Origin of the sequence: Kitasatospora sp. NPDC048286 (genome assembly GCF_043201735.1) — a bacterium.
Lineage (GTDB): Bacteria > Actinomycetota > Actinomycetes > Streptomycetales > Streptomycetaceae > Kitasatospora.
Genome location: NZ_JBICZE010000006.1, coordinates 380869 through 407024, shown reverse-complemented (window position 1 = coordinate 407024; position 26156 = coordinate 380869). Strand labels below are relative to the sequence as shown.

Below are 26156 nucleotides of genomic sequence, written 5' to 3'. Positions count from 1 at the left end.
TGGGGACATCCGAGGAGGTCACCCCGGTTCCCCCGCCGGGGCACGAGGAACAACCCTAACGCCGGCTGGGAGGAAGCTGATCGCGGCTGGGAGGTTACGGGGAGAGGGGCGAACGGATGACAACTTTCAGATAACAGATTTCGAAAGTTGTCATCTGAACTCTGTCAGCCGCCATCTGCCGCCTGTCATCTGTCATCTGTCGTCCGCCACCGACCACCGGCCCCCTGTCACCCGCCGGCTCAGCCGCCCGCCCCGTCCGCCACCCGCTCCCAGAGCCGCAGCCCCGCCGTGAGCTCGCGCATGCAGCGCGCACCGAGGTCCTGTGGGGAGCCGGGGCCGGCGAGGGCCGCGCCGGAGGAGGCCCACTGTTCCAGGGCCACCCGGATCGCCGCGGTCGCGGCGGCGGCCGCCAGCCGGATCTCCAGCGGGTCGGTGCCGTCCGGGCAGCGCTCGGTGAGGGCGGCCCGCAGCCGCTCCTCCGAGTCGGCGTAGACGCGCTGCCAGGTGGCGCTCAGCTTCGGATCGCGCAGCAGGCCGCGGGCCCACCGCATCATCTCGACCCGCGCCTCGTCGGCCGGGGTCAGCGACGCGACCGCCGCGCGCTCCAGCGCCTCCCGCAGCGGCAGGTCCGCGGGGCTCGCCACGAACAGCTCCACCCACTCCTGCCCGCCCGCCGCGAGCAGCGGGGCGACGGCGTCCTCCTTGACGGAGAAGTACCGGTAGAAGGTGCGCAGCGAGATGCCCGCGGCGACGGCGATCTCCTCCGCGGTGGTCGCCTCCGCTCCCCGCTCGGCGAAGAGCGCGGCGGCGGTGCGGGCGATCTCCAGCCGAGTGGCCTCACGGCGGCGCTGGGTCAGGGTCGGGCGTCCGGTCACGGGGCCAGCCTACGCGGGCGGATGCCAAGGAGACACGTCGCGACTCGGTGGCACGTCACGCCGTATCGGCATGAATGGACTTTTTGGCACAACGTGTCACTGAGGCGTACCGTGTCGATCGAGATCGAGAGACCGCGAACGAACGGAGACCACCATGGAGCGCTTCAACGGACGGAACGTCCTGATCACCGGCGGCGGCTCGGGCATCGGCCAGGCCACCGTGCACCGGATCCTCGCCGAGGGCGGGAACGTCGTCGCCGTCGACGTCAACGAGGACGGCCTGGAGAAGACCCTGGACCGCGCCACCACCGAGGGCACCGCGGACCGCCTGACCATCCAGGTGCTGGACATCTCGGACGAGGCGGCCGTCGTCGCGGGCGTCGCCGAGGCGATCTCCGGCCTGGGTGGTCTGGACGTGCTGGTCAACGCGGCCGGCATCCTCCGCTCCGCGCACACCCACGAGACCAGCCTGGAGTTCTGGAACAAGCTCCTCGCGGTGAACCTGACCGGCACCTTCCTGATGACCCGCGAGGCGCTCCCCGCGCTGCTGGCCGGCGGCAAGGGCGTGGTGGTCAACTTCAGCTCCACCTCCGCGAGCTTCGCCCACCCCTACATGGCCGCGTACGCCGCGACCAAGGGCGGCATCCAGTCCTTCACCCACGCCATCGCCTCGGAGTACTCGAAGCAGGGCCTGCGCGCGGTCTGCGTCGCGCCGGGCAGCATCGACAGCGGCATGACCCACAACCCGGGCCTGCCCGCCGACGCCGACCTCAGCCTGCTGGCCAAGCTCTCCCCCGCCCTCGGCCAGGGCTTCGCCGGCCCGGAGACGGTGGCCGGCGTGATCGCTATGCTCGCCTCCGACGACGGCGCCTTCGTCACCGGCACCGAGCTCCGCATCGACGGCGGCACCCACATGTGACCGGTCGGTGGACTCGTCGGTCGACTCGTCGGTCCGATGGAAGGCAGGGCCTGTGCCGTCCCCCGTACGGCACAGGCCCCGCCTTCGCGTTCCCCCACGCCGCCGCGGCGGCGGCCGCCGTCACCGCAGGGGCTTCGCCAGGAGCACTTCCCGGGTGACCCCGTCGGCGAGCAGGTCACCGCGCTCCGCGAGCGGGGCGAAGCCGTGGCGGCGGTAGAGGGCGAACGCGGCTTCGTTGCCGGGGAGGACGGCGAGGCGCAGCGTGGTGCCGCCGCTGTCCCGGGCCCAGCGCTCGACCTCCTCGACGAGCCGGTCGGCGACACCCCGGCCGCGCGCCCGCGGGGCCACCCGGAGCGAGCGCAACTCCCGTACGCCGTCCGGCGATCCGGGGAGGCCGCCGGCCAGACCGACCGGATCGCCGTCCAGGAGCGCCGCGACGTGGTGGGCGCCCGGGATGCGGAGCCGGTCACGCCAGCGGTCCTCGCCGCCCCGGCGCCAGTCGGCGAGGCCCGCCTTGAAGGCGTCCGGCGCGTCGGTGAGGGCGGCGAGGCGGAGGTCCCGCCAGAGCGGCCAGTCGGCGGTCGTCAGGGTCCTGAGCGTCAGCGTCACCATGTGCGGCACCGTAGAGGGCGCACCCGACGGCTGTCGGCCCGGTCCCGCCGCGGCGGCCCGGATGGCTTACGGCGTGCGCCAGTCGGCGGCGAAGGCGGCGGCCGGGTTGGTGGTGAGGAGCAGTTCGAGCAGTTCGGGGCCGTGGCTGCGGGCGAGGCGCGGGGCGAGTTCGGTGAGCAGGCGGACCGGGCCGCCGGCCGCGCGGGCGGTCCGGGTGGTGGTGTCGGCGCCGAGGAGCAACCGGTGGGCGTGCCCCGCCTCGACCAGGTCGGCGATCACTTCGAAGGCGTCGTGGTCGCCGGGATGGCCGGCCCGGGAAGGGCAGTCGAGGGCGAGGTGGACGCCCTCGGCGGCCAGGGCACGGTGCAGCGCGCGGTCGGGCAGCCGGGTGAGGTGGCCGAGGATGATCCGGTCGGGCCGGACGCCGTGCCGACCGTACAGCTGGTCCAGGATCCAGTGCGGCGCGCCGTCGGCTTCGAGGTGGACGGCGATAGGCGCGCCGGTGGCGTGGTGGGCTTCGGCGGCCGCGGCCAGCGTCCACCGGGTGTGCCGGCCGGCGGGCCCCGGGTCGCCCGCGACCTTGATCAACCCGGCCCGGACCCCCTCGGGCGCACCGGGCAGACCGATGGTGAGTTCGGCGACGAAACGTTCCGCGAGGTCGGCGTACGGGCCGGGGCGCTCCGCCGCCTCCGCCGCCACCTCGTCGGACTCGGGAAAGAAGCCCTGCGCGTAGTGAACCGCCTGGTGCGCGCCGGTGGCGGCGACGACGTGCACGCCGGTCGCACGGGAGAGCGCGGCGAGGGAGTCCGCGCCCCGGCCCAGGCCGAGCGGGGTCCACTGGACGAAGGCGCGGCCACCGGCGGCGGCGTAGGCGCGCAGGACGTCCTCGGCCGCGTCCGGGTCGTCCAGCTCCTGGCCGGGGAGCAGCGGGCTGCGGATGAAGAGGTGGTCGTGGGAGTCGGTGACCCCGAGGGCGGCGGGGTCCAGGTCGCCGAGGACCGTACGGACGGTACGGCTCATGCCTCGGCCTCGGCGGTGGTGGCGTTCGTGGTGGCGGTCTCGGCAGCGTTCTCCGGGGCGGCGGTTTCGTCGTCGGAGGCGGCGGTCTCGGCGGTGCTCTCCGCGAAGGTGGCGGCGGCGACGCGCAGGCCGGCCAGCGCCTTGGGGAGACCGACGTACGGGGCGAGGCCCACCATGACCTCGGTGATCTCCATTTCCGTCAGGCCGATCCGCCGGCTGTAGCGGACGTGGTCGGCGAGCTGCGGCTCGACTCCGCCGAGGGCGGTGAGGGCGGCCAGGTTGGCGATCTGGCGGTCGCGCAGGGCGAGGCCGGGGCGCTGGTAGATGCCGCCGAAGAGGCTGGTGACGATCCAGTCGGGGAAGCCGGGGGCGAGGGCGTCCAGGCTACCGAGGGTGCCAGCGGCGCCCGGGCCGGCAAGGTCGGCGAGCAGGGCCCGGCCGGCCGCTCGGTCGAGCGGGGCCTCAGTGAGATTGGTGAGATTGGTGAGATCGGTGCGGTTGGTGCGGTTGGTGCGGTTGGAGAGATCGGTGCCGCCTGGGCCGGCGGGAGCAGTCGCGGGGGACATCGGGGCGGTGGGTCCTTTCACCAGTGGCGGCCGGCCGGCAGCCGGTCGAGTTCGGGGCGGGACAGGTGCAGCACCTGGTACCGGACGCCGGGCACGTCCTCGGGTGCCGGGCCGTGCCAGAGGACGAAGCTCAGCAGTTCCCAGCGGCTCGGGTCGACGGCCACGGCGGCGGTGTGCAGGGCCGGGTGCGCGGGCAGCTCGGCGATGGCCCGTTCGACGGCCTCGGCCGGGTCGGCGGATTCCGGCAGTCGTACGGTCTCCCGGGTGGCGGTGGTCGGCGGCCCGGCCGTCTCGGCCACTCGTACCGGTCCTTCCAGTCCTACCAGTCCTACCGGTCCCGCCGACGCCGCAGGCACTGCCGACGCGCCGTGCACCAGGCCCGCGCCGAGCCAGTGCCGGACGGCGGGGCGGCCGAAGTCCGCACTCAGACCGCGGAAGCCCGGCCCCCAGAGGAAGCCGTTCATGCCCTCGGCGGTGCGCCAGAGGTAGAACGGGGCGTACTGGTTGACGGGTGAGCCGTGCCGGCCGCGCTCGCGGACCAGGTAGGCCTTGAGGCCGAGGCCCGGATGGGCGTCGAGCAGGTGGCCCTTGTCGGCGACGCGCCGGCGGATGACGCCCATGTCGTAGTCGGCGGGGAGGGTGATCTCGTACTGCATGGCGTGCACGGCGGGGCTCCTCGGGGTCGACGGGCAGGTTGTCCGACGGACGGGCTCGGGGCGTCAGGCCGTGCGGTGTGCCGCGAGCAGGCCGAGGGCGCCGCGGACGGCCCGGTCGAACGGCTCGGCGCTGTCGGCGGCGCGGGCCAGGACGTAGCCGCCCTGAACGACGGCGACCACGGCGGCGGCGGTGTCGGCCGGGTCGAGGGCGGGGGCGAACTCGCCGGCCGCCTGGCCTTCGGCGATCAGTCCGGCGATCCGGCCGCGCAGCCAGTCGAAGGTCTCCTCGACGGGCGCGCGCAGGTGCGGGTCCGCGACCACGTCCGGATCCTGGGCCATCCGGCCGATCCGGCAGCCGCGCAGGACGTCGCGGTCGCGGAGCAGGTAGGCGGCGATCCGGTCGTGGGCGGTGCCGGGGGCGGCGAGGTCGGCCTCGGCGACGCCCCGCATCTGCTCGGCGCTGCGGCGCAGGGCGGCGGCGGCGAGGTCGGGTTTGCCGGCGAAGTGGTGGTACATGCTGCCCTGGCCGACTCCGGAGCGCTGCTGGATGGCCTTGGGGCTGGTGCCGACGTATCCACGCTCCCAGAGGAGGTCCTGGGTGCTCTCGATGAGGCGGTCCTGGGTGCTCATGCGGAGCACTGTACATACCAGTAGGTACAGTCGGCCAGTGCGGACCCCGCCCGGACTCTCGGCGGATCTCCCCGGCGCCCCCTCGGGGCATCCTCGAGCCCGCCGCACGGCCTCCGCGGGGCCTCCGCCGCGGGTGGGACGATCGAGGGCCGTGCGCCGCCCCCCGGCGGCCACGGCCCCTCGACCGTTCGTCATCCCCCGCACCGCCGAACGGCATTCCGGCGCGCCAGGTGGCGCGCGTCACGTCACGGACGGTGGTCGGCATCACGCCGCGTAGGGGGTGCACGGCGCACTGCGCGGGCGGGCGTCGGAGCCGCGCGGCTAGGACAGCGCGCGGCGGACCTCGGGCGCCACCTCGCTTGCGAACAGCTCCAGTTGCTCGCGCTGCGCCTCCTCGGTGAGCGCATCCACCCCGATGCCGACCACCTCGTTGCCGAACGCCTCGTGGTAGCGGTGGATCTTCTCGATCACCTGCTGTGGGCTGCCGACGAGCGCCGAACCGCGCTCCAGGGCGTCCTCGAGCGACGTGAACGGCGAGTTGCTGTGCCGGCCGGCGGCCGAGTCGAACAGCGCGTTCCAGTACGGGCGGAAGCCCTCGACGGCGTCCTGCGAGCGCTTGGCGACGTACAGTCCGCCGAAGCCCGCGCCCACCCTGGCCCGCGCCGGGTCGTGGCCGTAGTGCTCCCAGCGCTCGCGGTAGTGCTCGACCAGCGCCCGGTACTTCTCCAGCGGGTGGAAGGAGTTGGCAGAGAAGAGCGGGTCGCCGTGCCGGGCCGCGAGGTCGGTGGACCGCGTGCTGGTCGCGCTGCCGTGCCACACCGGGATCGGGTCCTGGAACGGGCGCGGCCAGACGGTGGCGTCCGTGAGCGGCGGGCGGGTCGAACCCTCCCAGGTCACGCTCTCCTCACGCCAGAGCCTGCGCAGCAGGCCGTAGTTCTCGGCGAGCGCCTCCCACTGGCGCTCCTCGGGGAGCCCGAACAGCCCGAAGTGCCGCGGATCGTTGCCCTTGCCGACGATCAACTCAACGCGGCCTCCGGAGAGTTGGTCGAGCATCGCGTAGTCCTCGGCCACCCGGACCGGGTCGAGGACGCTGAGCACCGTCACCGCGGTGAACAGTCGGATGGTGGAGGTGCGGGCGGCGATCGCGCCGAGCAGCAGGGGCGGTGCCGGGGAGAGGAACGGCTCGCCGTGGCGCTCCCCCACGCCGTAGCCGTCGTAGCCGAGTTGCTCGGCGAGGACCGCCTGGTCGATGACGTTGCGCAGCTTCTGTTGTGGAGTACGTCGGACGCCGGTGACCGGGTCGGGGGCGTTGGCGACGAGGGACGAGACGGTGAACCGCACGGCGGGTCTCCTTGGGCGCTCGGGTCGGACTCGGTCGGGCTCGGGTCGGACTCGGGTCGGGCCGGTCCGGGGGGCAGGTCGGGGACGGGTCCGCCCGGGGACGCGCCGGGCGGAGCCGGGGCCGGGGTGAACCGTGCGGAGGCCGGGAAGCCGGTGTGTGGTCCGGCGCCGCGGTCTCACGGCTGCACCGGCGGCGTGGCTGACGGGGCGGGCGGCGGGCCGCTCGGGGCGGCAGGGCGCGTGGGGGGCGTCAGCGGTCGGTGCTGCGGTGGCGGCGACAACAGCGGCGGGCTGCGGCGGCGGTCACGGTCCGGACTGCCATCTCGCCTCCCCCTCGCCTCGCACGCACACGATCCGCGGCGAGCATAGGCATCGGCCGGGAACGGGGGCAAGGGCCCGCTCCGCCGCGGTCGGCTGGCAAGATGTCCGGCATGAGCTACCTCGCCACCGATGACCGCTATGACTCGATGACCTACCGGAAGGCCGGCCGCAGCGGTGTCCAGCTGCCCGCCGTCTCGCTCGGGCTCTGGCACAACTTCGGTGACGCCCAGCCGCTGGAGGTGCAGCGGGCGGTGCTGCGCCGGGCCTTCGACCGGGGTGTCACCCACTTCGACCTGGCGAACAACTACGGCCCGCCGTACGGCAGCGCCGAGCGCAACTTCGGCTACCTGTTCGCCCAGGACTTCCGGCCGTACCGGGACGAGCTGTTCATCGCCACCAAGGCCGGCTGGGACATGTGGCCCGGCCCGTACGGCAACGGCGGCAGCCGCAAGTACCTGCTGGCCAGCCTCGACCAGTCGCTGGACCGGATGGGGCTGGACTACGTGGACGTCTTCTACTCGCACCGGTACGACCCGGACACCCCGATCGAGGAGACGATGGGGGCGCTCGACAGCGCGGTGCGCTCCGGCAAGGCGCTGTACGCCGCGATCTCCAACTACCCGGCGGAGCAGCACCGGGAGGCGGTGGCGATCCTGCGCGAGCTGGGGACGCCGGTACTGCTGAACCAGTCGGCGTACTCGATCCTCAACCGGTACGTGGAGGACGCCGGCGTGCTGGACGCGGTGGGCGACACCGGGACCAGCCTGATCGCCTACTCGCCGCTGGCGCAGGGGCTGCTGACCGACCGCTACCTGTCCGGGGAGGTGCCGGCGGGCTCGCGGATGTCGGTCGGGAAGTTCCTCACCGAGGAGGCGCTGACCGGGCAGAAGCTGGAGCAGCTGCGGGCGCTGGCCAAGGTCGCCGAGCGGCGCGGGCAGACGCTGGCGCAGCTGGCGCTGTGCTGGGTGCTGCGGGACCCGCGGGTGGTCTCGGTGATCGTCGGCGCGAGCAGCGTGGCCCAGCTGGACCAGAACCTCGACGCGCTGGCCGGCGGGCCGCTGACGGCGGAGGAGCTGGCGGAGATCGACCGGCTGAGCCGCTGAGAGGGCGTGGCGCCTGCGGGCGGGTGGGGGCTGGCAGGTGACGGCTGACGATCGACAGATGACGGCTGACAGATTTCAAGATCTGTCAGCTGTCATCTGTTATCCGTCGCTTGTCACCTGTCAGCCGTCGGGCATCAACCGTTTGGCGCCGGCCGCTTGATACCCAGGGCGGGCAGAACCGTTTCTGCAACCCGGTGAGCCTCCTCCAGCAGCGGATTGCCCGAGAGGATGAAGGTGTCGACGCCCAGCGCCTCGAACTCCTGCAGGCGCTCGATCACCTGGGCCGTCGATCCGACCACAGCCGTGCCGGGGCCCGGGCGGAACAGGCTCATCCCCGGCCAGAGGTTGGGGTAGGCCTCCAGCTCCCGGGCCCGCGCCGGCACCTTGCCGCCGTGCTGGCGGAACTGCCGCTGCCAGCCGACCCCGTCCTCCCCCTTCGCCCCGCCCAGCTGACGCGCGTACGTGGCCTCGCTGGTGACGTCCAGCAGCCGGTCGGCGGCCGCCCAGGCCTCGTCCTCGGTGTCGCGGACGATCAGGTGCAGCCGCAGCCCGATCCGCAGGCTCCGGCCGTGGGCGGCGGCGCGCTCGCGGACCAGGTCCAACTTCTCCTTGAGCAGGTGCGGCGGCTCGCCCCAGGTCAGGTAGACATCCACGTGCCGGGCGGCCATCTCGATGCCGGCCGCCGAACTGCCGCCGAACCAGAGCGGGATGCCGCCGGGCTGCACCGGGGCCAGCTCGCGCAGGCTCGCGCCCGCGTCCTTCAGTTCGTAGAACTCTCCCTTGTGGTCGAACACTTCACCCGCCGTGAGGCGCTTGACGATCGACCAGTACTCTCCGCTGAGCCGGTACCGGTCGTCGTGCCCGACGTCCAGCCCGTACTCGCGCAGCTGCGCGGTCGAACCGTTCACCACGTTGAAGCGCAGCCGACCGCCGTGCAGGTGGTCGAAGCTGAGCGCCATCTTGGCCAGCAGGGTGGGCGAGACCAGACCGGGGTGGACGGCCAGCAGCGGCTTGAAGGCCGGGGTGGTGGCGGCGGCGAGTGCGCTGCCGAGGGTCCAGACGTCGTACAGGTCGGTCGCGAGCAGCGCGCCGGTGTAGCCCAACCGCTCGACGCTGCCCGCCAGTTGCTGGAGGTAGCGGAGGTCGACCGGGCGGCGCCCGGCCGGTTCCCAGGGGTAGTGTCCCTCGCGCGGGATGATGTACCAGAGGACTTCGGAGGCCACGGCTCAGACCGCCTTCGTGAGCGCGGCGGCCACCGGGGCCTCCAGCGCGGGGAGGTGGGCGTCGGCGACGGTCAGCGCCCGGTCGACGAAGCCCGCGCCGTGGAAGATGTCCGCGGCCTCCTGCTGCTCGGCGACGAACGCGGCGGTGGCGGGCTCCAGTCGCCAGGGCAGTGCGACCAGCGCGGCCTGCCAGTCGGCGGCCGTGCCGCCCAGCTCCTCGGCGGCGATCGCGGCGGCCTCGGTCGGGTGGGCGGCCGCCCAGTCGTCCGCCCGGCGCAGTGCGGTCGCGATCGCGGCGACGACCTCGGGGCGCCCGGTCGCGAAGTCCCTGCGGGTGAAGAACACCGAGCGGTCGGTGATGACGTCGGCGGTGCGGACCAGTTCGCGGAACTCGCCGGTGCGGCGGGCGGCGGCGAGTTCGGCGCCCTGGGCGATCCAGCCGGCGATCTCGCCGTCGCGCAGCCGCCGGGACTGGTCCTCGCCGGCTGCCGGGCGCACCGGGGTGACGTCGTCGCCGTACGAAAGCCCCTGCGCGTGCAGGGCCTTGGCGAGCAGATGGGTCTGCCAGGAGCCCACGGCGAGGACGACGGTGGCGCCCTTGAGGTCGGCGACCGTCCGCACCGGGCCGGAGTCCAGCACCAGCAGGGCGCCGTGGTCCGGGCGGGGTGCGGAGACCGCCGCGTAGACCAGGTCGTGGCCGGCCGCCTGGGCGGTGATCGGCGGGGTGGAGCCGGTGCCGCCGAAGTCGATGACGCCCTCGGCGAGCAGCGTTCCGGTGCGGGTGCCGTCCGTGTAGTGGTGGAAGGCGCCGGTCTCGCCGAGCGGCGCCAGTTCCTCGTCCAGGTACGGGAGTCGGGCGAGGTAGTAGAGCGAGGGGTTGCTGGCGTGGACGCCGAGGGTGACGGTCATCTGGTCAACTCCGGTGGTGCGGGCTCGGTTTGTCGGATGTCGGAGAATACGGCGGAATCGCGGGGGAGTTCGGTGGTGCACGGACGTCAGTGAACGTCAGTGAACGTCGGTGGATGTCGGTGAATGTCGGTGGGCGTCAGTGGACGCCGAGGTCGGCGAGCAGCCGGCGCCGGAGGTCCGCGAAGGCTGGGTCGGCCGGGTCGCGCGGGCGCTCGACGGTGACGGCTTCGTCCCGGGCGAGCAGGCCGTCGCGCAGCACCACGACCCGGTCGGCGAGCCGTACGGCCTCGTCCACGTCGTGGGTGACCAGCAGCACGGCCGGGCGGTGGCGGCGCACCAGGTCGCCGACGAGGTCCTGCATGCGCAGCCGGGTGAGCGCGTCGAGGGCGGCGAACGGTTCGTCGAGGAGCAGGAGTCGCGGTTCCCGGACGAGCGCCCTGGCGAGTGCGACACGCTGGGCCTCACCGCCCGAGAGGGTGGCGGGCCAGGCGTCGGCGTGCCGCTCCAGGCCGACCTCGGCGAGCGCCTTGAGCCCGGTCTCCCGGGTCGCGGCGCCGCGTGGCAGACCGACCGTGACGTTGGCGAGCACCCGTTTGGACGGCACCAGTCGAGGCTCCTGGAACACCACCGTGCGCACCGGGGGGACGAGCACGGTTCCCTCGTCGGCCCGGTCGAGCGCCCCGAGGATGCGCAGCAGCGTGGTCTTGCCGGTGCCGCTGGCGCCCAGCAGGGCGACGAACTCGCCGCGGACGATGGAGAGGTCGATCCCGTCGAGGACCGCCCTGGTGCCGAACACCCGGCGCAGACCTCGCAGGTGGACGGCCGGGACGGCCTCCTCGGGCCCGGAGGCGGGCGCGGGCGTGGCGGAGGGGGCGAGCGTGGCGGTGCCGGTCGGGTCTGTGGTCATCGGGCCGCTCCCTGGACGGCCTGGCGCCACGGCATGAGCACGCGTTCCAGGACTCGGACGATGCCGTCGGCGGCGAGGCCGAGCAGCCCGTAGATCAGGATGCAGACGGCGAGGACGTCGGTGCGCGAGTAGTTCTGCGCCTGGGCCATCAGGTATCCGATGCCTTCGGTGGAGTTGATCTCCTCGGCGGCGATCAGGGCGATCACGCTGAGCGTCATCGACAGGCGCAGTCCGGACAGCAGCGAGGGCAGCGCGCCGGGCAGCACGACCGTGCGCACGATCGCCCAACGGCCGAGGCCGAAGCTGCGCATCGCCTCGACCAGCTTGCGGTCGGTGCTGCGGACTCCGCCCGAGGCGGACACGTACATCGGGAAGCTGGTGGCGACCGCGATCAGGGCCACCTTCGCGGTCTCGGTGATGCCGAACCACACCATGAACAGCGGGACGAGGGCCAGGAACGGGACGGTGCGCAGGACCTGGATCGCGGAGTCGAGCAACTCCTCGCCGAGGCGGGTGAATCCGGTGACCACACCGAGCACCAGTCCGGTGGTCGCACCGAAGAACAGGCCCAGCCCGGCGCGGGTGAGGGAGACGGACAGGGCGTCGGTCAGCTGACCGTTGCCCCACAACTCCCCTACGGCCTGGGCGACCTGGGCGGGTGAGGCGAGCACGTCCTGGGTCAGCGCGCCGGTGGCGGAGGCGAGCGCCCAGCCACCGAGCAGGGCGAGCGGACCGATGGTGCGCAGGGTCACGGCGAGCGCGCGGGGGCGGGGGCGGGGGCGCCGGCTCTGTGGGGCGACCAGGCCGGCGGCCAGTGCCACCCGGGTTTCCGCCGGTGGGAACTCCTCGGTTGTGGTGGTCACTTGGGTCCGTCCCCGAGCTTGTTGACGTCGATCAGGTACGGCTTGACGTCCACCAGTTGCTTGGTGACCTTCTGGTCGGCGAAGAACCGGGCGACGGTGGCGAAGCGGGCGGTGTCGGCGTCGGAGATGGCGTCGGCCGGGGTGCCCTGCCGGCTGACGTTCACGGCGACATCCTTCTCGGCGGGGGTGACGGCGGTCGGACCGGCGTCGGTGAACACGTTGAGGTAGCCGGCCGGGTCGGCATTCTCCTTCTCGCCGTTCTCGCGCAGGTAGCCGTAGAAGGCCTTCACCACCTCGGGGTGCTTGTCGGCGAAGCCGTTGCGCACCGCCCAGACGGCGTAGTTGTCGGAGCCGACCTCCTGGCCGTTGACCAGGAAGTGCGCTCCGGTGTTGGCGATGGCGGGTGTCGAGAAGGTGTTCCAGGTCGCCCAGGCGTCCACCTGGCCGGAGTTGAAGACGCCGGAGGTCTGGTCGGCGCGCAGGTAGACCCGTTCCACCTTGTCAGCCGGGACGCCGTTCTTCGCGAGCGCCTTGAGGAGCAGGTATTCGCTGGTGCCGCCCTGGGAGACGGCGACCTTCCTGCCGACCAGGTCCTGGACGGTCTTGACGGGTGAGTCGTTCTTCACCAGGATCCCCTCGCCGACGCCGTCGGGCGCGGTCTGGGCGAACAGCTTGAAGCCTGGCTTCTGGGCGAGTGCGGCGACGGCCGAGGTGATCGAGCCCTGGGCGACGTCCAGTTGGTCGGCGGAGAGGGCCTGGGCGGCGGGGGCGAAGGGGCCGGCGCTGCCGGTCCAGGCGACCTTGGCGTGGACGGCGGCCAGGGCCTGGTCCAGCGAGCCGTCCTTCTTGCCTCGGGCGAGGAAGCCGTTGTTGCCGGGGTCGGGCAGGCGGAGCACGACGTCGGCCCTGCCGTCGGTCCCGCCCCCGGCGGAGGCCTTGGCCCCGTCGGCGGACGAGCCGCAGGCGGCCAGGGCGGTGGAGGCGAGCAGCGCGGTGGCGGCGAGGACGAGACGGGAGGTCTTCACGGGGATTCTCCAGGTGGGTGACAGATGGCAGCGGACAGATGACAGCTGACAACTTTCGAAATCTGTTAGCTGAACGCCGTCAGCTGAAGTCTGTGATCTGAACGCCGCCGGCACCGGCACCGACACCCGCCCCGGCGCCCCCGCCCGTGCCCGCGCCCCCGCCCCCGCCCCCGCCCGAACGCCGCACCCGCAGCAGTTCGCGGGCCGCGTGGAGCGGCTCCGGGTCGACCCACGCCTGCACGTCCACCGGCGCGGCGAGGAAGCCCTGCTCCCTGAGGAATCGTTCCTGCAGCGCCAGCAGGTCCAGCCGCTCCCCCGACAGGTCCAGGTGCAGGGTCCGGTGGCTGCCCGGCGCATAGGCTCCGGCGACGCCCTCGGCCCCCGCGCCGGTCTCGACCCGCAGGATCCGGCCCACCTCCTCCGGGTGCTCCGCCGCCCAGTCGGCGGACTCCAGCAGCACCGCGAGGAAACGGGCGACCAGTTCGGGATGCTCGTCCAGCAGCCGCTGGTGGACGGTGATCGGCCGGGGTGTGCCGTTGTTGACCCGGCTCCGGCGGTCGGGCGCCGCGTCCAGTTCCACGGCCACCTCCGCACCGATCCGGCGGGCCGCCTCGACGGCGAGCGCCCCCTTCACGTACACGGCGTCCACCGTGCCGTCCCGCAGTGCGGCCAGTTCGGCGGACCACTGCCCGCCGCCGGGGATCCCGGGTACGTCCACCGGTTCGGCGTCCGCCAGGGTGAGGCCCGCGAGCCCGAGGGCGCCGCGGAAGCCGGCCAGCGCCATGGCCCGCCAGAAGTCGATGCCGATGTCATGATGTGGGACCGCCAGCCGCAGCCCGCGCAGCTGCTCCGGCCCGGTGACGCCGCTACCGGCCCGGACCAGCACCACCTGGCGCTCCTCGATCCAGGTGAGGCCGATCAGCCTGGTCGCCTCGCCGCGCGAACGGGCCCACAGGGCGGGGACGTTGCCGCCCTCCCGGAACAGGCCGGTCAGCGCGTGGGTGTAGTGGTGGTCTGCGGCCACCTCGGGCGGAGCGTCCTGCAGCGAGCGGACGGCGATGCCGTCGGCGGCGAACTCGCGGGCGAGCCGGCCCTGGTCGGCGGCGATCCCGGTCGCGGTGGGCACCGGGCAGCGGGTGAACCAGAGGGTGTCGGGAAGCGCGGAGGGGTTCTGGATGCGACTGGACAACGGAGTTGGTCCTCTACGGGGGCTCCGGCGACGGCCGGAGGAGGTCGGGAGCGATCACCGCACGATGGCCCAGGAGGCCTAGTGCACAAGGGAGTTGTACGCCACGATGCAGGACGGGACGGGCGTGGAGGGGTCGGTCAGCGACAACACGCGCGGAAGGGGAGACACCGGTGGGACGTCACGGTGCTTCTCCTTCCGTGGAGTCGGGGCGGGCGCCGCCCGGGCCGAGTGGCCGTCCGGCGCGACACGAGGAGCGTTCCACGGCGGGCGAGCCGGAAGCAAGCTTTTGCCACATGGTGGGATCAGTTGTTCATCAACGCCATTCCATTGCAACGTCATCGACACATTCCCGCAGCACTGGCTGCCCTACGCTGAGACCCCGCCTCCGGCCGCCCGTCCGGAGTTCCTACCGAAACGCGAGGTGCCATGGCCGAGGCCGCCACCGCCGTCCAGAGTCCGCCGGCCGGTGCGCAGGCCGTCCAGCGCGCGCTCGGACTGCTGCACTGCTTCCACGACAACGGCCCCGACCTGAGCGCCTCGGACCTGGCCCGCCGGATGGGCCTGTCGGTCTCCACCGCGCACCGGCTGGCCCGCACGCTGGTCAGCGCCGGGTTCCTGGAGCAGGACGAGCAGACCGTCCGCTACCGGCTCGGTCCGGCGGTCGCCGAGCTCGGCCAGCTCACCTTCCACCAGCGCGGGCTGCACCTCGCCGGACCCGAGCTGGAGCTGCTGTCCAGGCGCACCAAGGCGACGGCCGACCTGGCCATCCGCAGCGGCGCCCACGCGGTGATCCTGGTCGGCGGCTCGGTCCGCCCGGACACCGGACTGGGCCTGCGCCGCCCGCTGCACTCCACGGCGCTCGGCAAGGTCCTGCTGGCCTGGCCCCGCCCGAATGAGACGGCACCGTCGACACTCGGCCCGCTGCCCTCCTTCACCGACCGCACGATCACCGAACCCGCCGCGCTGAGCCAGGAGTTGGCGAAGGTGCGGACGGCCGGTCACGCGCTCAACGACGGCGAGTCGGCGGCCGGGGTGCGGACCGTGGCCGTACCCGTCCTGGACGGCGCCGGGCAGGCGCGGTTCGCCCTGGCGGTCCGCTCGACGCCCGCGCACCTCACCGACGACCGGCTGGACTGGTTCCTCAGCCACGCCCGCAGCTGCGCCGACGCCCTCGCCGTCCTCCTCCTGCCGCCGGACCAGCGCCCCTGACGGTCCGGCGGAACACCACGAGCCGGAACACCACGAGCCGAAGCACGACAAACCGAAGCGCGACGAACCGAAGCACGACAAACCGAAGCGCGATGAAGCAGCGGACCGCCCGTCCACATCCGGGACGAGCGGTCCGCTGCCGGACCGAACGGCGACGGCCCGCCGTCAGACCGCGGCCGGGGTGTACTTGTAGCCGACCCGGCGGACCGTCACGATGGTGTCCCGGTAGGCCGGTCCGAGCTTGCGGCGCAGCCGGGCGACGTGCACGTCGACCGTTCGCCCGTCCCCGACGTGGCCGTAGCCCCAGACCGCGGAGACCAGGTGGTCCCGGGTGTGCACCCGCTGCGGGTGCTCGGTGAGGTGGGCCAACAGCTCGAACTCCAGGTACGTGAGGTCGAGCAGCCGCCCGTCGACGTAGGCGTTGCGCCGCTCGGTGTCGACGGCGATGCCGCGTCCCGCCGGGCGGACCGGACGGACCCCCGAGGCGGCGTGCCCCCCGGAGCCGGCGATCCCGGCAGCGGCAGGACCGCCCGACAGGCCGGCCGCCCCCGGGCCCGCGGTCCCCGCCGCCAGGCTCTCGGCCGGCACCAGCACCAGGTACCCGACCAGCGGGCCGCCGTTCGCGCCGCCGGTCTGCGTGCCGTACTGCGCCAGCAGTCCCTGCGGCAGCACGCCCTGCGGCAGGGTGGCGACGACGGCCGCCCCCTCCGGCAGCGCGGCGAGCAGCGCCTGGGGCACCTGCGGGGCCACCGCGCCCGGCTGGGCGACGGCGGGGGCCGGGACGGCCGCCGGACGAACCGGACCGGCGTGGGTCGGCCCGGCGTGGGGCGCACGGGCCGGACCGACATGGGGCGCACGGGCCGCCGCCCCGGGCCAGCGGGCGGACGTCGGCGCCGAGGGGACGGACGGCCCGGCGGCCCCGGGCACGCCGGGACCGACCGGCACGGTGACGGGAACGGTGACGGGAACGGAGGAGACCGGAGGGACGGAGCGGACCGCGCGCAGGTGCGGGGTCGCGGCGGGCAGGGGCAGGGTGGCCGTGGAGGAAGAAGACATGGTGTGCCGCTCATTTCGCGCGTGACGGACGGGGTGGAGTCGTCTGCGCGTCGACCGGGCGTACTGCCTGGGCTGGACCGGGTCGGACCGGGTCAGCGGGCGGCGGGCCGGGACGCGCTGGGCGAGCCGGGACACGTCTGATCGAACAGGTGCGGCTGCCGGGACGGCCAGAACGGCTCGAGGTCGGGGCGACCCCGTCGGCTGTCCGCGGCACGGCTCCCGCACCGGTTCCACCGCCCGGTCCGTCCACCCGCGCGCATCGCGGGGGCCGACCCGGTCGTTCGGGTACGGCCGACGAGGCCGGGGGCGGTGCTGGGGCAGACGATGTTCACTGGTGCTCTCTCCGCTGGGCGGGTCCGGTTGGTCGGCCGCGGGCACGCCGGACGGGCGGTCCGCTACGGCCTGGTCGACGGGTATCGGCGGCGCGTCGGGCGGTGGGCCGGGTGGGCCGTCAGCGCCGGGGACGTACCGGGAAGGTCAGGCCGGTCAGCGACAACACGCGCTGCAGATCAGCGCGTGGTCGATGTAACGGCGGACGGTGAGCGCCGGATCGGCGGGACCGGGCACGGCGGCGCCGGACATGGAGGCGCCGGGCACGAGGAAGCCGGGCATGAGGGCGCCGGAGGTCGGGGAGACGGGCGCGGCGGTGATGATGCGTCGTCGGCCGACGGTCATTCTGCTGCCCTCCCCCTTCGTTCTCCACCCGGCGGCGCACCGCTGCCGGTGCCCGCCGATGATGCCTCGCCGGTTCGTCGAAGGCCGTCCGCCGGTCGCAACGCCCGTGTGAACGTGGCGTTTCCGGCGCTCCCGACAGCACGGCCGGGCGGCCTTCGACCACAGAGCCTTCCACGGCCGGGGCGGTCTAGGCAACCTTCCGCACAGTGATCGTCCGGGATGTGGACAGTCGAATGAGACGGCCGGCGGAACGCGCAGGTCGGCGCGTCCACCTGCCGAGTCGTCGCACGGCGGAACAACGGTCGGCTCACGGCCTTCGTCGGATCGGTACCGAACCGCGCCGGGCCGGGCCATACCGGAGCCGGGCCGAGCCGGGCCGGGCGGGCCATACCGGAGCCGGGCCGAGCCGGGCCGGGCGGGCCATACCGGAGCCGGGCTGGGCCGGGCGGGTCAGGATCCGGACCGGGGCCGAGCCGCCCTCAGGCGCCGACCGTGGCGCGGCGTCTGAGGGACGCGACGTGCTCGACCAGCGCGACGAGGAGGTCCTTGCCGTCCTGCCGCACCCGCGCGTCGCAGAGCAGCACCGGAATGTCCCGGTCGAGGTCGAGCGCCTCGCGGACCTCGTCCGGCGCGAACCGTTCGGTGCCCTCGAAGCAGTTCACCGCGACCAGGAACGGGATGCCGCGCTGCTCGAAGAAGTCCACCGAGGGAAAACAGTCGGCCAGCCGCCGGGTGTCCGCGAGCACCAGGGCACCGAGCGCGCCGCGGGCCAACTCGTCCCAGACGAACCAGAACCGGTCCTGCCCGGGCGTGCCGAACAGGTAGAGCGCGAGCCCCGGCCGCAGGTCGATCCGGCCGAAGTCCATCGCCACGGTGGTGGTGCGCTTCGCCTCCACCCCCGAGGTGTCGTCCACCGGGCGGCCCAGCTCGCTGAGCTCCTCCTCGGTGCGCAGCGGCCGGATCTCGCTGACCGAGCCGACCAGGGTGGTCTTGCCGGCGCCGAAGCCGCCCGCGACGAGGATCTTCACCGCGACGGCCGGACCGCCGCGCCAGCGCGGGTCGTTGACGTTCGCCGGACGGGGCGCGGTGTCGTCCCGGTGCGGCCCGGTGGCGACCGGGTGGGGGTGGGGGTCAGAGCGCACGGAGTCCATTGATCACGTCTCGCAGCAGGCGCTCGTCCGGCAGCTCGGCGAGCGGAACGGGTCGGGTGACGCTGATCAGTTCGGCGTCGTAGAGGTCGCCGAGCAGTACCCGCACCACGCTGACCGGCAGGTCGGTGTAGGAGCCGAGCTCGGCGACGGAGAGCGGCTCGCGGCGGCACAGGGTGAGCAGCGTCTGGTGCTCCGGGTCGAGGACGTGCGCGGGCACGGCCCCCGCGACCGGCCCGGGATCGACGGCGGTGACCAGTGAGATCAGGTCGAACAGCCCCTCCTCGACCGGCCGGGTGCGGCCGCGGGTCATCGAGTAGAGCCGCACCACCGGGCCCGCCTCGTCGTCGAACCAGCGGTCGTCGACCGGGGTGCGCGGCCGGAACAGGTCGACGTCGGGCCCGTCCGGGTCCGCCTTCCCGTCCCCCGCCACGGCCTCCGGACCGCCAGGACTGCCCGGATCCCCCGGATCCCCCGGACCACCCGAGCCGCCCGAGCCGCCCGGGCCCCCCGGACCGTCGGCACCGGCAGAACCGCCGACGCCGGACGGCCCGGCCGTGCCCACCGGCACCTGGGGGCCGTCCGGCGTCTCGGGACCGTCCGGCACATCCGCCTTCGGATCCGCCATCGGACCGCTCATCTCACCGGCGGGGCGGTTTCGGTGCGCGGTTCGGCGGCCATGTGCTCGCCGACCCGCTTGACCAGCAGCGCCATCTCGTACGCGATCTGGCCGATGTCCGCCTCGGCCTCGCTCAGCACGGCCAGGCAGCTGCCGTCGCCGGCGGCCGTGATGAAGAGGAAGGCCTCGTCCAGCTCGATCATGGTCTGCCGGACGCCACCGACCTTGAAGTGCCCCCCGGCGCCCTTCGCCAGGCTGTGGAACCCGGCGGCGACGGCGGCCAGGTGCTCGGCGTCCTCGCGGTCGAGGTCGCGGGAGGCACCGGTGGCCAGGCCGTCGTTGGAGAGGATCACCGCGTGCCGCAGGGCCGCGACGCGCCCCACCAGGTCGTCCAGGAGCCAGTTGAGGTCCCCGGGCGACTGCATCGACGTGGTCATGAATCAGTTCCTTCCGCTGGAGCGGGTGGTGCGTGTGGAGCGGGTGGTGCGTGTGGAGCAGGTACGACAGGTGGCGCGGGTACGACGGGTGGAGCAGGTACGGCAGGTGGCGCGAGTACGGCGGGTGGCGCGGGCGCACCGGTGTCCGGGCTCCGGCGGACCGGCTGCCCGGGCGGCACCCGACGCGCGAGCGGCGCCCGGCCGGTGTCCTGCGGCGCGGGCAGCGCCGCCGGGGCGGGCGCCGGGCCGATCGCCCGCCGGGACCGGTCCGGCGGCTGCCAGACCGGTACGGCGGTGGACCGTCCCTCCGTCCGTCCGGGACGATCGTCGGGCGTGCCGGGACGATCCGTCAACGGAGCACCGGGGCGGTCCGCCGGCGCACCGGTGCGACCCGTGGACGCGCCGGTGGACGCACCCGTGCGGTCCGCCGGAGCCGTGGCGCCCCGCCCCTTGGTGAAGCCGCGCTGGAACGAGGCGAAGGTGGCCCGGGCCTCCTCGGGCGAGCGCTCCCTGACCTCGCGGGTCTCCCCGCCGTCGGTTTCGGACCCGTTGCGGAACCGTTCCTTCAGCTGTTCCGTGAGCTGGTCCCTGAGCTGCGGCGCCAGGTTCGCCTGCCGGACCCGCCGGGGCAGGCCGCCCGCCGTCCGGAGCGGCGCGGCGTCCACGACGGGAGCGGGAGCAGGAGCAGCGTCGGCCCACCCGACGGCGCCGGTGGCGTCGTCGCCGTCCGCCACCGCCGGACCGGCCCCGGCCGGACCGGCAACCGCACCTGCAGCCGCGACGGCCGCCTCGGCCGCGGCCACCACGGCGTCCTCCCGCCGGTGACGGCCCGTCCCCGGCGCGTCCTCGGTGTCCGCCGCGGGAGCGGGGACCAGCACCGGCCCGCCCCTGCTCCGGGAGGCCCGGCGCGGCAGCCCGCCCGGCGTACGGCCCGCGTCGGGCGTGGAGGGCCTCGGCCCGCCCGTCGTCCCGCGGTGCTTGCCGGCCAGGCCACCCGCGCCGCCGTCGGCGCCGGCTCCCGTGCGACCTCGGGTAGCCGTACCGGCCCCGGCACCGCCGGACCCGAGCGTGGCCGCCGACGGGGTGGCTCCCCCCGACCCCGGCACCGCGACCAGGTCCCGCTGCCCGCGCCGGCCGCCCGCCGCGGGCCGCTGCCCGGCCGCGCCCGGCTCCGGCGTCCCGTCCGGAGCCTCCGCGAGCAGCTCGCGCGGGATCAGCACCACCGCCGTCGTCCCGCCGTACGGGGACGGCCGCAGGTGCACCCGGATGCCGTGCCGGCGGGCCAGCCGGCTGACCACGAACAGGCCCAGCCGGTCGGTGTCGGCGAGGTCGAACTCCTGCTCCACGGCGAGGCGTTCGTTGATCTCGGCGAGCAGCTGCTCGCTCAGCCCGAGGCCGCGGTCGTCGATCTCCAGCGCGAAGCCGTGCGCCACCACCTCGCCCTGGACGGTGACCTGGGTGCTCGGCGGGGAGAACACCGCGGCGTTCTCGACGAGTTCGGCGACCAGGTGGGTGACGTCCGCGACGGCGCTGCCGAGCAGGCCGGTGCCGGGGAACGGCCGGACGATCACCCGGGCGTAGTCCTCGACCTCGCCGACCGCCGCCCGGACCACGTCCACCATCCGGACCGGCTTGCGCCAGGCACGCCCGGGCGAACCGCCGGCCAGGATGATCAGGCCCTCGGCGTGCCGGCGCATGCGGGTGGTGAGGTGGTCGACCTTGAAGAGGTCCTCCAGCTCCGCCGGGTTCTCGGTGCGACGCTCCATGGTGTCGAGCAGGGTGAGCTGGCGGTGCAGCAGCACCTGGCTGCGCCGGGCCAGGTTGACGAAGACCGCCGAGACCCCGCGCCGCAGTTCGGCCTGTTCGACGGCGGCCTCGACGGCGGCCCGCTGCACCGCGTTGAAGGCCTGGCCGACCTGGCCGATCTCGGAGTCCCCGAAGTGCAGCTCGGGGGCCTCGGTGGCCACGTCCACCGGCTCGCCGCGGCGCAGCCGCAGCATGACGGACGGCAGCCGGGTGCCGGCCAGCTCGTCGGCCGCGTTGCGCAGGCCGATCAGCTGCCGGGCCAGGCCCCGGCCGATCCGGAACGAGATCATGATCGACAGCACCACGGCGACCAGGCCGATGGCACCGGCGATGCCGCCGCGCCACAGCAGTCCCATCGAGGTGGACCGCGCGCGCTCGTCCAGCCCGGCGGAGATCCGGCTGTTGATCGAGGCGAGGTCGCCGAGCGCCCGGTCGGCGGTCTCCCGCCAGGAGTCGCTGTTGAGCGCCTGCACCACCCGGTCGGGGCCGCCGGCGCCGACGAAGTCCGCCTCGGCGCGGGCGAGCGCGCCCCAGGCCTCGCCGCCGCGCAGCGCGATGTAGTCGGACTGGTCGGCGGGGTCCAGCTCGGCGACGTAGACGGTGAACAGCGCCTGCTGGTTGTGCAGGGCGTCCAGCGCGGCCTGGTACTGCTCGGCGGTGGGCTTGGCGACGCCGGTGCGCAGGCCCTCCATCGCCGCGTCCTCCTGCGACAGGTACTCGCGGGCGCGCACCAGCTCGATCAGGATGGTGCCCTGGCGGGGGAGCTGGCCGCTCTGCCGGGCGACGTAGGCGGACCGGAAGCCGAACACCGGCTTGACCAGGTCGCTGTACTGGCCCAGCGCGAACTCCCAGTTCAGCGCGGAGCGGCCGACCTGGGCGCGCAGCGGTCCGAGCTGGTCGGCGGCCGCGATGATCTGCACGAAGCGGCCGCGCTGGGGGGCGGAGAGCTTGCCCGCGGAGCCGTCCTTCTTCTGCCGCAGCACCTCCAGGCTGCGGTCGGTGGCGGCCTTGGCCTGTTCGTAGGCCTCCCTGGCGACCGGCGAGCGCGGGTCCGCCAGCCGCTGGACGGCGGCGCGGCGCTCGTTCTGCAGGTCGCCGGTGTACTGGTCGACCGGGCCCGCGAACTCCTTGTACGTACGGCTGATGCCGAGCTGGCTCCAGACGTCCCCGGTGGTGGCGATCGTCGCGTACGCCCACAGGGCGGCGAGCGCGACGATGGGCACCAGGAGCAGCGCGATGATCTTCGCGCGGATCGAGCTGCTGCGCAGACGCATGGAGTCCTCGGTCGGGGATGGCCAGGCGTGGACGGGGAGCGGTGGGGTGGCGTGGGGCCGGGCCGGACAGCGGCGTGGGGCGGCGTGGAGGTGCTGAGGGAAAGGTCGGAGGAGGGTTCCCGGCCACAGGTCTGCGAGACTCTACTACGCCGTCACCACTCCTTCGAGAGGCGGTGACGCCCGCCGGTGCCCGGACGGCGGGGTTGACAGCGGGCCCCGTGTCCTCCCCGGTTCCTCCCCGGTTCCTCCTCCGCGTCCTCCCCGGTTCCTCCCCCGCGTCCTCCGCGATTCCTCCCCCGCGCCTCCCCGTGGGCGGCACCACCCGAGGCGACCCGTGCCGATCTCGTCGCGTCACCGTCACAACCCTGGGCAGTGCCGGGACGATCCGATAGTTTCGGCCCACCCCGTACCACCGGCACCGAACTGGGGAGGACCGTGCGCGAGTTCACCACTCCCGCCCCGGCCGCGTCCGAGGCCACCGGAGGACTCGCCGACTCCCTCTACGACACCGCCGAGCGCACCCCCGACCTGGTCCAGCTGTCCCGGCGGGCCGAGGACGGCCAGTGGCGGGACGTCACCGCCCGGGAGTTCCGGGCCCAGGTGCTCGCCCTGGCCAAGGGCCTGCTCACCCATGGCGTGCGCTACGGCGACCGGGTCGCCCTGATGTCCCGCACCCGCTACGAGTGGACACTGTTCGACTACGCACTCTGGTCGATCGGCGCGATCACCGTCCCCGTCTACCCCACCGCCGCCGCCGAGCAGGTGCGCTGGATCCTCGCCGAGACCCAGGCGGTGGCCTGCCTGGTCGAGGACGAGGACGCCGCGATGACGGTCGGCGCGGTCTGCGACGCGCTGCCCGACCTCACCGGAATCTGGCAGCTGGACCGCGACTGCGTCGCCGCGATCACCGAGGACGGCCGCGGCGTGCCCGACGCCCTGGTGCACCGCCAGCGCCTCGGCGTCGCCGCCGAGAACATCGCCACGGTCGTCTACACCTCGGGCACCACCGGCCGCCCCAAGGGCTGCCTGATCACCCACGCCAACCTGGCCGCCGAGGCCGACGCCCTGCTCGCCGGCTGGGGGGACGTCCTGCGCGACACCGGCGGCGGCCGTCCCGCCACCCTGCTGTTCCTGCCGCTCGCGCACGTCTACGGACGGGCCGTGCAGATCGCGGCGATCCGCGGCGGCTTCCGGATCGGGCACGTCCCCGAGGTCTCCACCGACGCGCTGCTGCCCGCGCTGGAGACCTTCCGCCCGACCTTCCTGCACGCCGTCCCGTACGTCTTCGAGAAGATCTTCCGGCAGGCCCGGCGGGCCGCCGAGGACGCCGGACGCGGCGAACTCTTCGAACAGGCGCGACAGGTGGCCGTCGACTGGGCCTCCGCCCGGGAGCAGAAGGCGTTCGGCCGCGGCCCCGGCCCGGGCGCGGCCCTGCGGCTGCGTCACCTCGCGTACGAGCGGACGGTCTACCCAAAACTGCGGGCGGTGCTCGGCGGCCGGGTGCGCAGCGTGATGTGCGGGGGCTCCACGCTCCGGCGCGAACTGGGTCTGTTCTTCACCGGCGCCGGCCTCCAGTTGTACGAGGGCTACGGGCTGACCGAGACCACCGCCGCGATCACCGGCAACCCGGTCGGCCGGCAGAAGCTCGGCACGGTCGGGCAGCCGGTGCCGGGCGCCTCGGTGGCGATCGCCGACGACGGCGAGGTGTGGGTGCGCGGCGGCTCGGTCTTCGGCGGCTACCTCAACCATCCGCGCTGCACGGCCGAGTCCCTGGTCGACGGCTGGTTCGCGACCGGCGACCTGGGCCGACTGGACGAGGACGGCTACCTCAGCATCACCGGCCGCAAGAAGGACCTCATCGTCACCAGCAGTGGCAAGAACCTGGCCCCGGCGGCCCTGGAGGAGCGGGTCGAGGCGCACCCGCTGGTCTCCCAGTGTCTGGTGGTGGGCGACGACCGGCCGTACGTGGCGGCGCTGATCACGCTCGACCCGGCGGCGCTGGCGCACTGGCTGAAGTCGCGCGGGTGGGAGCAGCGGGACCCCTGGACGGTGCTCGCGGACGAGGACCTGCACGTGGAGGTGCAGCGTGCGGTGGCGGCCGCGAACACGGCGGTCTCACGGGCCGAATCGATCCGCGCGTTCCGGCTGCTGCCACGGGAGTTCAGTGAGGAGCAGGGGCTGCTGACCCCTTCACTCAAACTGCGGCGGGCGGCGATCGCCGAGCACTACGCGGCGGACATCGAGGAGCTGTACCTGTCCTGAACCGGCCTGCCCGCCCGAACCCGACCTGTCCGTGCGGTCCCTGACGTACCGTCTTGCCCCTTGTGTCGCGGGCGCGGTGGCCGAGCGACGACCACCGGGTTCATCCGCCGTTCCCTTGACGACCCTATTGGTCTAGTCCATTGTTGCGACACGTTCCCGAGTTCCACGGTCCGATTCCGCTCACGCCCTCCCCACGGGCGTGCCCCCACCTGCTGGAGTCCCCACGTGTCGATGTCCATGCGCCTGTCCGCGCTGGCCGCCTCGGCCGCGCTGCTCACCGGCCTCACCGGCCTCACCGCGCCGAGCACGCAGGCCGCACCAACCGCGCAGACCACCCAGGCCGCACAGACCGTCAACCTCGCCACCAACCCCGGCTTCGAGGCACCCTCCCCCGACCTCGCCGACTGGGGCAGCATCCCCGGCTGGACCTGCACCGGCGGACCGGCCGAGGCGGCCGTCACCGCCACCGCCCCGCACACCGGTGCCTCGGCGCTGACCGTCACCCCGGCGAACGCCGACTCCACCGGCGAGTGCGCGCAGACCGTCGCGGTCCAGCCCGGCACCACCTACACCGCCTCCGCGTGGGTGCGCGGCGACTTCGTCTACCTGGGCGCCACCGGCACCGGCAAGGACGTCGCGCCCGCCTGGACGGAGAGCACCGGCGGCGGCTGGCAGCGGCTGAGCACCCGGTTCACCACCGGCCCGAACGCGCACAGCGTCCGACTGTACGTGCACGGCTGGTACCAGCAGGGCCCGTTCTCGGTGGACGACGTCCGGGTGGACGGCCCCGCGCCCGCCCCGGCCGTCGCCGCGGGCTCCGTCCCCACCGACGACAAGGTCGTCTTCTTCACCGTGGACGACGGCTGGCAGCGCACCCCCGAGGCGGAGCGGTTCATCGCCGACCACCGGCTGCCGATCACCGCCTTCCCGCTACCGATGCCGGCCGCCGCCGACCCGGCCTTCTTCCGGCGGGTCACCGCCGTGCCCGGCTCCTCGGTCCAGGACCACAGCGTCTCCCACGCCGACCTCGGCAAACTCCCGCTGGAACAGCAGCAGGTCGAGATCTGCGACGCCCGGGACGCCATGACCCGCCTCTTCGGCACCGCGCCGACGTTCTTCCGCCCGCCGTTCTTCGCCTGGAACGCCGACACCCTCCAGGCCGCCGCCAACTGCGGCATCCGCACCGTGCTCACCGCCGACGCGGACTTCAGCTGGGGCGCGTCCAACATCTGGCACCCTGGCCTGCTGCAGCCGGGCGACGTCGTCCTGATGCACTGGACCGACACCCTCGCCGTCGACCTCCAGCGCGCCCTCGCCGCCGCCGACGCCGCCGGGCTCAAGCCGGCCGGCCTGGTCGACTACCTGCGCTGACCGGCACCGCCGTGGGGGGGGGCCCCCCCCGGCGGCGGGGCCCGGGGGGGGGGGGGGGCCGGGGGGGCCCCCCCCCGGGGGCCCCCCGGGGCGGGGGGGGGGGCGGGGGGGGGGGGCGCGCGGCCGGGGGGCGCCCGGCG

Annotated in this window: 24 protein-coding genes; 5 read left to right on the top strand and 19 right to left on the bottom strand. The window is 74.1% G+C overall.

What is annotated here, in order from left to right:
- Positions 1 to 239: 239 nt before the first annotated feature.
- On the bottom strand, positions 240 to 875 hold the full coding sequence (locus tag ACGF13_RS17330; protein ID WP_392875263.1) for a TetR family transcriptional regulator: 636 nt from the start codon (positions 873 to 875) through the stop codon (positions 240 to 242).
- Between the two features lie 154 nt (positions 876 to 1029).
- On the opposite strand from ACGF13_RS17330, the gene ACGF13_RS17325 reads away from it, so the two are divergent.
- The gene (locus tag ACGF13_RS17325; protein WP_392875260.1) at positions 1030 to 1794 is read left to right on the top strand and encodes an SDR family NAD(P)-dependent oxidoreductase; all 765 of its coding nucleotides are present in this window, start codon (positions 1030 to 1032) and stop codon (positions 1792 to 1794) included.
- 120 nt (positions 1795 to 1914) lie between these two features.
- On the opposite strand, the gene ACGF13_RS17320 is transcribed toward ACGF13_RS17325, so the two are convergent.
- The 6 genes from ACGF13_RS17320 to ACGF13_RS17295 all read right to left on the bottom strand — a co-directional run bounded on the left by ACGF13_RS17320 (position 1915) and on the right by ACGF13_RS17295 (position 6619).
- Complete coding sequence (locus ACGF13_RS17320; protein ID WP_392875258.1) at positions 1915 to 2406, bottom strand: GNAT family N-acetyltransferase; 492 nt, start codon at positions 2404 to 2406, stop codon at positions 1915 to 1917.
- 66 nt (positions 2407 to 2472) lie between these two features.
- Positions 2473 to 3426, bottom strand: coding sequence for a phosphotriesterase (locus tag ACGF13_RS17315; protein ID WP_392875255.1), 954 nt, complete (start codon positions 3424 to 3426; stop codon positions 2473 to 2475).
- Entirely contained in the window at positions 3423 to 3992 is a 570-nt protein-coding gene (locus ACGF13_RS17310) for a carboxymuconolactone decarboxylase family protein (protein WP_392875252.1), read from the bottom strand. Before ACGF13_RS17310 ends, ACGF13_RS17315 begins: the two co-directional genes overlap by 4 nt.
- Before the next feature lie 17 nt (positions 3993 to 4009).
- The gene (locus tag ACGF13_RS17305; protein ID WP_392875249.1) at positions 4010 to 4657 is read right to left on the bottom strand and encodes a DUF4865 family protein; all 648 of its coding nucleotides are present in this window, start codon (positions 4655 to 4657) and stop codon (positions 4010 to 4012) included.
- A 54-nt stretch (positions 4658 to 4711) separates the two neighbouring features.
- Positions 4712 to 5278 carry a TetR/AcrR family transcriptional regulator gene (locus ACGF13_RS17300; protein WP_392875246.1) on the bottom strand — a complete coding sequence of 189 codons (567 nt, stop codon included), beginning with the start codon at positions 5276 to 5278 and terminating at the stop codon, positions 4712 to 4714.
- Positions 5279 to 5599: 321 nt separating this feature from the next.
- Positions 5600 to 6619 (bottom strand): LLM class flavin-dependent oxidoreductase, encoded by a 1020-nt coding sequence (locus tag ACGF13_RS17295; RefSeq protein ID WP_392875243.1) that lies wholly within the window; start codon positions 6617 to 6619, stop codon positions 5600 to 5602.
- A 431-nt stretch (positions 6620 to 7050) separates the two neighbouring features.
- On the opposite strand from ACGF13_RS17295, the gene ACGF13_RS17290 reads away from it, so the two are divergent.
- The gene (locus ACGF13_RS17290; RefSeq protein WP_392875240.1) at positions 7051 to 8043 is read left to right on the top strand and encodes an aldo/keto reductase; all 993 of its coding nucleotides are present in this window, start codon (positions 7051 to 7053) and stop codon (positions 8041 to 8043) included.
- Positions 8044 to 8177: 134 nt separating this feature from the next.
- Here the strand turns inward: ACGF13_RS17290 and ACGF13_RS17285 are convergent, their stop codons facing one another.
- From ACGF13_RS17285 to ACGF13_RS17260, 6 genes are all read right to left on the bottom strand, one after another.
- Entirely contained in the window at positions 8178 to 9266 is a 1089-nt protein-coding gene (locus tag ACGF13_RS17285; RefSeq protein ID WP_392875238.1) for an LLM class flavin-dependent oxidoreductase, read from the bottom strand.
- A gap of 3 nt (positions 9267 to 9269) precedes the next feature.
- Positions 9270 to 10175: an ABC transporter substrate-binding protein gene (locus ACGF13_RS17280; RefSeq protein WP_392875235.1), complete on the bottom strand. Its 906-nt coding sequence runs from the start codon at positions 10173 to 10175 to the stop codon at positions 9270 to 9272.
- Positions 10176 to 10311: 136 nt separating this feature from the next.
- Positions 10312 to 11082, bottom strand: coding sequence for an ABC transporter ATP-binding protein (locus ACGF13_RS17275; protein WP_392875233.1), 771 nt, complete (start codon positions 11080 to 11082; stop codon positions 10312 to 10314).
- Positions 11079 to 11945, bottom strand: coding sequence for an ABC transporter permease (locus ACGF13_RS17270; protein WP_392875230.1), 867 nt, complete (start codon positions 11943 to 11945; stop codon positions 11079 to 11081). Before ACGF13_RS17270 ends, ACGF13_RS17275 begins: the two co-directional genes overlap by 4 nt.
- Complete coding sequence (locus ACGF13_RS17265) at positions 11942 to 12970, bottom strand: ABC transporter substrate-binding protein (RefSeq protein ID WP_392875228.1); 1029 nt, start codon at positions 12968 to 12970, stop codon at positions 11942 to 11944. The genes ACGF13_RS17270 and ACGF13_RS17265 overlap by 4 nt, the downstream gene beginning before the upstream one ends.
- A 79-nt stretch (positions 12971 to 13049) precedes the next feature.
- Positions 13050 to 14159, bottom strand: coding sequence for an ABC transporter substrate-binding protein (locus ACGF13_RS17260; protein WP_392875226.1), 1110 nt, complete (start codon positions 14157 to 14159; stop codon positions 13050 to 13052).
- Between the two features lie 426 nt (positions 14160 to 14585).
- Here ACGF13_RS17260 and ACGF13_RS17255 point away from each other — a divergent pair, with 426 nt between their 5' ends.
- Positions 14586 to 15368 (top strand): IclR family transcriptional regulator, encoded by a 783-nt coding sequence (locus ACGF13_RS17255; RefSeq protein ID WP_392875223.1) that lies wholly within the window; start codon positions 14586 to 14588, stop codon positions 15366 to 15368.
- Between the two features lie 165 nt (positions 15369 to 15533).
- Here ACGF13_RS17255 and ACGF13_RS17250 read toward each other — a convergent pair whose 3' ends face one another.
- The 6 genes from ACGF13_RS17250 to ACGF13_RS17225 all read right to left on the bottom strand — a co-directional run bounded on the left by ACGF13_RS17250 (position 15534) and on the right by ACGF13_RS17225 (position 22383).
- Positions 15534 to 16424: a winged helix-turn-helix domain-containing protein gene (locus tag ACGF13_RS17250; protein WP_392875220.1), complete on the bottom strand. Its 891-nt coding sequence runs from the start codon at positions 16422 to 16424 to the stop codon at positions 15534 to 15536.
- Positions 16425 to 16910: 486 nt separating this feature from the next.
- Entirely contained in the window at positions 16911 to 17099 is a 189-nt protein-coding gene (locus tag ACGF13_RS17245; protein ID WP_392875217.1) for a hypothetical protein, read from the bottom strand.
- A gap of 479 nt (positions 17100 to 17578) precedes the next feature.
- Positions 17579 to 18127: an ATP/GTP-binding protein gene (locus tag ACGF13_RS17240; protein WP_392875791.1), complete on the bottom strand. Its 549-nt coding sequence runs from the start codon at positions 18125 to 18127 to the stop codon at positions 17579 to 17581.
- 103 nt (positions 18128 to 18230) lie between these two features.
- Positions 18231 to 18680, bottom strand: coding sequence for a DUF742 domain-containing protein (locus ACGF13_RS17235; RefSeq protein WP_392875214.1), 450 nt, complete (start codon positions 18678 to 18680; stop codon positions 18231 to 18233).
- Between the two features lie 203 nt (positions 18681 to 18883).
- Positions 18884 to 19303 (bottom strand): roadblock/LC7 domain-containing protein, encoded by a 420-nt coding sequence (locus ACGF13_RS17230; protein ID WP_392875211.1) that lies wholly within the window; start codon positions 19301 to 19303, stop codon positions 18884 to 18886.
- On the bottom strand, positions 19300 to 22383 hold the full coding sequence (locus ACGF13_RS17225) for a nitrate- and nitrite sensing domain-containing protein (RefSeq protein WP_392875208.1): 3084 nt from the start codon (positions 22381 to 22383) through the stop codon (positions 19300 to 19302). The genes ACGF13_RS17230 and ACGF13_RS17225 overlap by 4 nt, the downstream gene beginning before the upstream one ends.
- Positions 22384 to 22818: 435 nt before the next feature.
- Here ACGF13_RS17225 and ACGF13_RS17220 point away from each other — a divergent pair, with 435 nt between their 5' ends.
- The gene (locus tag ACGF13_RS17220; RefSeq protein WP_392875205.1) at positions 22819 to 24645 is read left to right on the top strand and encodes an AMP-dependent synthetase/ligase; all 1827 of its coding nucleotides are present in this window, start codon (positions 22819 to 22821) and stop codon (positions 24643 to 24645) included.
- A 231-nt stretch (positions 24646 to 24876) separates the two neighbouring features.
- Positions 24877 to 26016, top strand: a complete 1140-nt coding sequence (locus ACGF13_RS17215) for a polysaccharide deacetylase family protein (RefSeq protein ID WP_392875788.1) — start codon at positions 24877 to 24879, stop codon at positions 26014 to 26016.
- Positions 26017 to 26156: the final 140 nt, after the last annotated feature.